The following is a 6,312-nucleotide window of genomic DNA, read 5'->3' as shown; positions in this document are numbered from 1 at the left end:
AAATCAGTCATTTGTGGTAAAACATAACAAACAATTCAAGCAGACCCTCAACGCTTAGCACTTTTGGTTTGCGTTGAATATCGTGTTGCCGAGCAATGCGGAAGGCGAGCCAGGGCGTTTCGGGCTACTTAATTGGGCGTTAGTTTGCCCACCGACTACAATCAGTCGGTAGGGAATTTCTGCTTCTGGTGTAGAACTCGCATTATACGAATTACTGAGCCGTCAACCCAGTAGGAAACAATCATCGAGATTTCGGGGATAATTAGTAGTCGCCCTCGAATACCATCTCGTTGAACACCCATCCGTGGTTGCTCAAGTAAATTCTCTACTTTAGTTTCGATGATTTCGTCAGTTTTATCTGCCGCGTCAGGGTTGAAGTCATAAAGAAACTCAAAGATCTTTTCACGATCATTTAGCGATTCTTCTTCCCATAAAATCATTGTTGACCTCGGTTACGAATCTTAGCTTTTCGTTCAGCCATTCGTGTTTTTGCTGAGTCGTGATCAACAAATGAAGCTTTTCCTGAATCAAACTTCTCAAATGCTAGGTTTACTTGTTCAGTTAACCAATTGTCGTGAGATAATGCTTTTCGTTGTTGCTCAGCCATTTGCTCGGTAAGCTCACGGCAAGCATCGCTAAGTGTGCGTCCTTGGCTCTCTGCCATTTGTTGAGCTAAGCGTTTAACTTCGTCATCAACACGAAATTGAATTCTAGTGTCCATGAGTAACTCCTAAATTGATGTGCGTACAAATGTTAGCACTGGAGTTGGGCAAGGGCAACTAACAAAGCATTTAAGACGGATTCCCAACGCTTGGCGTTTTCGGCTTACTTCAGTTTAAGTGTTTATGTCACAATGGTTTAGTCAGGGTGGCTAGCGTTGCTCACCACTTAATGCGGCGTTATGCTCTAGGAGGTAATTTTGCTCGATTTGATTAAAAAAGTGGTTCTAATTAACCTCTCTGCAGCACTTGTTGTTATAGCGCTAGCCCAGTTTGTTCCGTTCTTTGCTACGACTCATCTGGTCGACTTCCTATTTTTTGTCGTGATTATTATATGGGTTTTAGCGAAACTGATGTGGGAAGGTGGAGTTCATAGTAAAACCACCAGGCTAGACAACCCTAGGCTAAACAAAGTATACAAAATGGTCGAAGGGCATGACTTCGAGAAAGACCAACTAGAACAAAATCGAATGAACTACCAAACAGGCTTGGTCTTCTTCATTGCTGGTTTGCCAGCATTCATTGCGTGTTTGGTTCTCCAGTTTTTTTAAGCACGAGCATAACAAACAATTTAAGCAGATTCGCAACGCTTGGCATTTTTGGTTTGAATCGGTTTTAGTGTTTACAGCACAATGGTTTAGGTGTGGTGGTGGCGTTGCTCACTACTTAATTGGGCGTTAGTACGGGTTTGACATCAAAGGTCACAAGTTCTGATGTTTATCTGTTTTGGCGCTCGAATTTACACCTTTCAGTTAGTGCCTTTCACGTTCTATCCGGTGGCACTATATGCGGAGTGTTCGCTTTGATTTCACCGTTTACGGCTTCTAACTCTTAGCCTATTTCTTTGGCGCTTCTTCGTTTTCGTGGTGGCTTTTGAGAGAACCTTGGTTGTAATTGATGCTGTTGTCGGAGTACTAGGACCGAATCCTTTTCTAATTTGAAGCCAGTGAAAGTAGGGCAGTTCAGTGCGTTTTTCTTCTAGCCAACTTTCGTTTTTCAATCGAGTTTAACTTTTGTAGCTGCCCGTCTCACTTCAGTGCTCAAAGCCTTTCATATCATGCTACTTTTCAATATCTTGGAGCGCACAAATAGAAGTAGCGCATGTACTAACAAATTGCTTAAGAGTGATTCGTAACGCGTGGCATTTTTACTTTGCGGTGGCTTATGTGATTAAGGCGCTGTGCGGTAGCTTTTGTATTGCGTTACTCACACCTTAGCAAGGCGTTATAACTACCGTCCGATTTGAACTCCCTCGAATTAGCTGCTTAGCTCTTTGCACGGTTCGAATCTCATGACTAGTCTGGTATTACATTGAAACCAGATGCATATGAGATTACGTATGTTTAAGTGTCCAAATTGTAACGCGCCTATTTCTATTGGTGCCAAGTTGACGATAAACCTGGATAAGCACATAACATGTAAGAAGTGTTCACAAGAACTAAAGTCGGTCAGGTTGTTCATATATGCAGTTATTTTTATCGCCCCTTCAGTTATGTCGGCACTGGTACACTACGCTGAACTCAATTACTTGGCTGCAGCAGGAGGCACATTTGCGCTTTGCTTCTTTCTATTAGCATGCCAACCATTAAGGAAAATGTAGTTATAACAATGCGTTTAAGAGAGATTCTCAACGCTTGGCATTTTTAGTTTGATTCAGCTTTAGTGTTTACGGCACAATGATTTAGGTTGGGTGGTGGCGTTGTTCACCCCTTAACGCGGCGTTAGCCATCAGAGAAAAGGAGATCAAAATGGCTGTCAATAGAGATATGTTTGACCATGAATTTTCAGTGTATGAATTGTTGAGCATCAAATGTTGGCATTGTGGAACGCCACTTCAGACTATTAATGATACGTTTTTTTCGCGAGAAACATCAGACTCGATAAGAAATCATGAGCATCCTAATTGGGAACCAGAATATTCGGTTTCCGTATTTTCCGGTTTGTTAACTTGCACAAATACAGCGTGTGCTGAAAAGTACTCTGTTATTGGTACAAGTCGATTAGAAGAAAACCTCAGTTGTTTTGACCAGCAAACAACACTAAGTTACTTTGAATATTTCAAGGTAAAGTACATACATCCTTCACCATATGTAATATCTATTCCGGAATCCTGCCCAGAGTCGGTTGTACGTTCGATTCAAAGCATTGGGTGCGTTATGTTCGAACAGTTTGGAATGGCGGGGAATCGTGTGAGAGCATCCATTGAACAACTCCTCTCGGAATTAGGCTGTAATACAAGTGGTGCTTTACATCGAAGAATCCAAGAATTTGCAAAGGTAAATGAAAATGTTGCCAACCACTTAATGGCTATCAAATGGTTGGGAAACATCTCTAGTCATGACGACTCTATTACTAAAGACGAAATTTGCGATGCTCTTGATATTTTAGAGAGGGTTTTGCAGATGCTATATGATAAAAATGATGAACGAGTCGCGGGAATTGTAGATAAGGTAAATCAGCGGTTTACCAAAACTGAAGGCTAACAAACAATTTAAGAGTGATTCTGCACGCTTGGCATTTTTAGTTTGGGTTTAGCTCAGTGTTTACGGTGTTCAAATGAAGTGCGGTGGTCGCGTGCTTCACACCTTAATTGGGCGTTATGTACTTTTACGGAAAATCAGAAATTTATGGATGAAAATGCTGAAATTTGGCGTCAGTACTACGAAAAGGCACTATCTCGCCCACATTCAAAACGTACTGAATTTGCTGTCAGACTCAATGAATCAAACCTCAAAGTAGCCACTGACTGTGGCTGTGGAACCGGCAGTGATATCGAATACCTCGATCAACAAGGTTATCAAGTTCATGGCTTCGATATTAATCCTGATTCAGTTGCTATTTGTAGAGACAGGTTCGGGTCAAAGTCATTAGTGGATATTTCAGCGTCCTCGTTTGAGTCGTTCGACTATCCAAAATCTGGTGTAGTTATCGCAAACTCCAGTTTGTTCTTCGCTGACCCAAACCAATTTGCATCGACTTGGAGCAGCATCAGATCTTCAATTGAAATCGGTGGGGTGTTTGCTGGTGACTTCATGGGTTTCAAAGACAGTTGGGCTAACAACTATCGTAGCCCTACAACATCGTCGTCGGAATCAGAAGTAAAGGCTCTGTTCTCGGGTTTTGAAATAGTCAGGTTCTTCGAACGTGATGAAACAGCGAAAACGTCATTGGGTAGAATGAAACATTGGCATACATATTCCGTGGTCGCGGTGAAACGTACATAACAAAGCGTTTAAGACAGATTCGCAACGCTCGGCATTTTTGGTTTGCTTTGAATTTAGTGTTTACGGCACAATGGTTTAGGTAGGGGTGGCGTTGCTCACTACTTAACGCGGCGTTAGGTTTTCGGAGTAACATGAAGCAAGTAATATTTATCTTGTGTACTTTGATGTCAGGAGTAGTAATGTCTGAGGGTTTGTTTTTAAGCTCATATAATAAAGTGTCTGATCGTTATGCAATTCTCGATGAGTTTGACCAGTCTGGAGTGCTTTACTTAACTAAGCCAGAGACTCAAAAGCCAGAACGAGACGCTGTCGCATACATACAGTACGCTCCTGTTTCTGAGGAAACTTGGAAACAGAAAATGAGGGCAGGAGAACCACCACAATTACATGAAGGCCTAGCTTCTGAAGTAGCAGTTATTGCAAAAACAGCAGAGCAAGATTTTAGCTTCTTATGGTCGGCTGATGGTAACTCAGTAGCCTTATTATATAAAAATGCTCCTATAGCTTTCGTTACTCAAAGTGAAAAGTATGGCTTTAGTAAAGCGGTAGTATCAGATTCACCAATTGTTTTTATGTGGGATACAGAGAAGTTTAACGAACTATTTGAGTAAAAACCTAACAAACTGCTCAAGAGGGATTCGCAACGCGTGGTATTTTTACTATGCGTTGAATTTAGTGATTAAGGCGGTATGCAGCGGCTTAGGTATTGCGTTGCTCACCCCTTAGCAGGGCGTTAGTTTGCAAGAGGAAAAACGCAGCTATATCGCAAGATCTAGTGGTAAAAGCTCAAAGTTTAAGTTGTCGTATTGGCTTTCAATTTCAGGGTTAACTAGCGTGGTGAAAATCCAAAATTGGCATCGTTTCAACGGTTGGTTTGTTCTTTGGTGCGGCGACTTTTGGGTTAACTGAGTTGAATTTGTTTGCTGAAACTCTGCTCGTTGAGTTTGTTGGTACAAAAGCCGATTTATTCGCTGAAAGGACGTTTTCTCTGGTGTGGAAAGTTCACGTGGTTTCAGTGGCTTTGTTGAAAGTCCGCACTGTGAGATTGGTTTTCCAAAAGCGTTTTTTGGTGTTGTGAGTTCGGTTTCTGCCACGTTGTTTGTTCCAAGTGGTTTCATTGACTAGCCGCTTTGAGACTACGCCTGACTCAAATGCATCAAAGTACATAATGTTTGTTGTTTGCAAAGTTTAAAATAACGTAAAATCAACGCTTTGGGTTTGCAAACTAACAAACTGCTCAAGAGGGATTCACAACGCGTGGCATTTTTACTATGCGTTGATTTTAGTGATTAAGGTGGTGTGCGGAAGCACCGGTATTGCGTTGCTCACCCCTTAGCAGGGCGTTATGTTTCAGCGGAGTTCATATAAACAAACCAAATGTAGAAGACATTTATTCTCTTATTGGCGCAGCCTTAGTTAATATTCAGTCTCTAGAGTCTCTGATGAAGTTTTGCACCACGTTTGTTCTACAAGACGGTGACTTTATTGACTTTGAAGGGTTAACAAAACTAGAGAAGAAAGAGAAGAAGAAAACTTTGGGTTATTTTATCGGAAGGGTAAAAGAGCGTGCAGATGTTCATCCTAACCTTCTCCTCCTCTTGGAATCATTTCTCGAAAACAGGAACATGTTAGTTCATAACGTTGAATCAATTCCTAATTGGGATCTCAATACAATTGAAGGGACAACGGCGGCAAAGGCATTTGTTGGAAATTTGATTCGACAAACAAGAATCCTAACTCAGATATTTAGCGCCCTAGTTACTGCTTGGCAACAACAAGTTGGCATTGAAATCAAACTTGGGGATAGTGAGCAAAAAGTACTTGATGAAATTCAGCTAGAATATGGTGCATTTATAGACGAACTGTTTATGGAAAAAGAAACTTAGTATCAAGTTTGAAGTGCGACACTTTCTACAGATGCGCATGAATATACTCCGTTGGTGTTCTATACCCAAGCCTTTTGCGTGGGCGCGTATTTAATTTGTGTGCAATTTCATTGCAGAGCTTCTGTGTCACGTGTGACATAGAAGTGCGTTTTGGTAAGTATTGTCGTATCAAGCCATTGGTGTTTTCATTAGTGCCTCGCTCCCATGAATGGTATGGATTTGCAAAGTAAAACAGGCAGTTATGATGTTTTTCTAATTGTGCATAACCATGAAGTTCAGTGCCGTTATCCGCAGTTATCGTCTTAAAAGGTAAGTCAGAGCGGGTCATGATTTTGCTCATTCTTACGTTGAGCGACTCGCTTGTTCTATCGTCCATTTGTCCGATAAAAGTGTAGCCAGTCATTCTGTCGACTAAAGTCACGATACAGTGCTTGGTTCCACGGCCCACGACGGTATCAATTTCCCAATGACCAGGCTCTTTTC

8 protein-coding genes and 1 pseudogene are annotated in these 6,312 nt (G+C 41.5%); 5 read left to right on the top strand and 4 right to left on the bottom strand.

Annotation, left to right across the window (positions count from 1 at the left end):
• Positions 1 to 161 precede the first annotated feature (161 nt).
• Positions 162 to 440: a type II toxin-antitoxin system RelE/ParE family toxin gene (locus FCU94_RS15620; protein ID WP_176289424.1), complete on the bottom strand. Its 279-nt coding sequence runs from the start codon at positions 438 to 440 to the stop codon at positions 162 to 164.
• Positions 437 to 721 carry a type II toxin-antitoxin system RelB/DinJ family antitoxin gene (locus FCU94_RS15615; protein ID WP_176289423.1) on the bottom strand — a complete coding sequence of 95 codons (285 nt, stop codon included), beginning with the start codon at positions 719 to 721 and terminating at the stop codon, positions 437 to 439. Before FCU94_RS15615 ends, FCU94_RS15620 begins: the two co-directional genes overlap by 4 nt.
• Positions 722 to 919: 198 nt before the next feature.
• Between FCU94_RS15615 and FCU94_RS15610 the strand changes: the two genes are divergently transcribed.
• The 4 genes from FCU94_RS15610 (at position 920) to FCU94_RS15590 (ending at position 4,554) form a co-directional block, all read left to right on the top strand.
• A complete protein-coding gene (locus tag FCU94_RS15610) occupies positions 920 to 1,270 on the top strand; it encodes a hypothetical protein (RefSeq protein WP_176289422.1) in 351 nt (116 codons plus the stop codon).
• Between the two features lie 1,197 nt (positions 1,271 to 2,467).
• Positions 2,468 to 3,202 (top strand): DUF4145 domain-containing protein, encoded by a 735-nt coding sequence (locus tag FCU94_RS15600; protein ID WP_176289421.1) that lies wholly within the window; start codon positions 2,468 to 2,470, stop codon positions 3,200 to 3,202.
• A 144-nt stretch (positions 3,203 to 3,346) separates the two neighbouring features.
• Positions 3,347 to 3,943: a class I SAM-dependent methyltransferase gene (locus tag FCU94_RS15595; protein ID WP_176289420.1), complete on the top strand. Its 597-nt coding sequence runs from the start codon at positions 3,347 to 3,349 to the stop codon at positions 3,941 to 3,943.
• A gap of 131 nt (positions 3,944 to 4,074) precedes the next feature.
• A complete protein-coding gene (locus tag FCU94_RS15590; RefSeq protein WP_255199285.1) occupies positions 4,075 to 4,554 on the top strand; it encodes a hypothetical protein in 480 nt (159 codons plus the stop codon).
• 147 nt (positions 4,555 to 4,701) lie between these two features.
• Here FCU94_RS15590 and FCU94_RS15580 read toward each other — a convergent pair whose 3' ends face one another.
• Positions 4,702 to 5,061: a hypothetical protein gene (locus tag FCU94_RS15580; RefSeq protein WP_176289418.1), complete on the bottom strand. Its 360-nt coding sequence runs from the start codon at positions 5,059 to 5,061 to the stop codon at positions 4,702 to 4,704.
• A gap of 324 nt (positions 5,062 to 5,385) precedes the next feature.
• Between FCU94_RS15580 and FCU94_RS15570 the strand changes: the two genes are divergently transcribed.
• Positions 5,386 to 5,829 carry a hypothetical protein gene (locus tag FCU94_RS15570; RefSeq protein ID WP_176289417.1) on the top strand — a complete coding sequence of 148 codons (444 nt, stop codon included), beginning with the start codon at positions 5,386 to 5,388 and terminating at the stop codon, positions 5,827 to 5,829.
• A gap of 25 nt (positions 5,830 to 5,854) precedes the next feature.
• Here FCU94_RS15570 and FCU94_RS15565 read toward each other — a convergent pair.
• Positions 5,855 to 6,312, bottom strand: a pseudogene (locus tag FCU94_RS15565) (IS30-like element ISVa6 family transposase); the annotation flags it as partial.

Origin of the sequence: Vibrio sp. JPW-9-11-11, from assembly GCF_013369335.1 — a bacterium.
Taxonomy (GTDB): Bacteria; Pseudomonadota; Gammaproteobacteria; order Enterobacterales; family Vibrionaceae; genus Vibrio.
This window is presented reverse-complemented; position numbering and strand designations above follow the sequence as displayed.

Excerpts from the sequence above, each read along its gene's own strand:
- FCU94_RS15580 (WP_176289418.1), bottom strand. The coding sequence starts at position 5,061 with ATGAAACCACTTGGAACAAACAACGTGGCAGAAACCGAACTCACAACA.
- FCU94_RS15620 (WP_176289424.1), bottom strand. The coding sequence starts at position 440 with ATGATTTTATGGGAAGAAGAATCGCTAAATGATCGTGAAAAGATCTTT.
- FCU94_RS15600 (WP_176289421.1), top strand. The coding sequence starts at position 2,468 with ATGGCTGTCAATAGAGATATGTTTGACCATGAATTTTCAGTGTATGAA.
- FCU94_RS15590 (WP_255199285.1), top strand. The coding sequence starts at position 4,075 with ATGAAGCAAGTAATATTTATCTTGTGTACTTTGATGTCAGGAGTAGTA.
- FCU94_RS15570 (WP_176289417.1), top strand. The coding sequence starts at position 5,386 with ATGAAGTTTTGCACCACGTTTGTTCTACAAGACGGTGACTTTATTGAC.
- FCU94_RS15595 (WP_176289420.1), top strand. The coding sequence starts at position 3,347 with ATGGATGAAAATGCTGAAATTTGGCGTCAGTACTACGAAAAGGCACTA.
- FCU94_RS15615 (WP_176289423.1), bottom strand. The coding sequence starts at position 721 with ATGGACACTAGAATTCAATTTCGTGTTGATGACGAAGTTAAACGCTTA.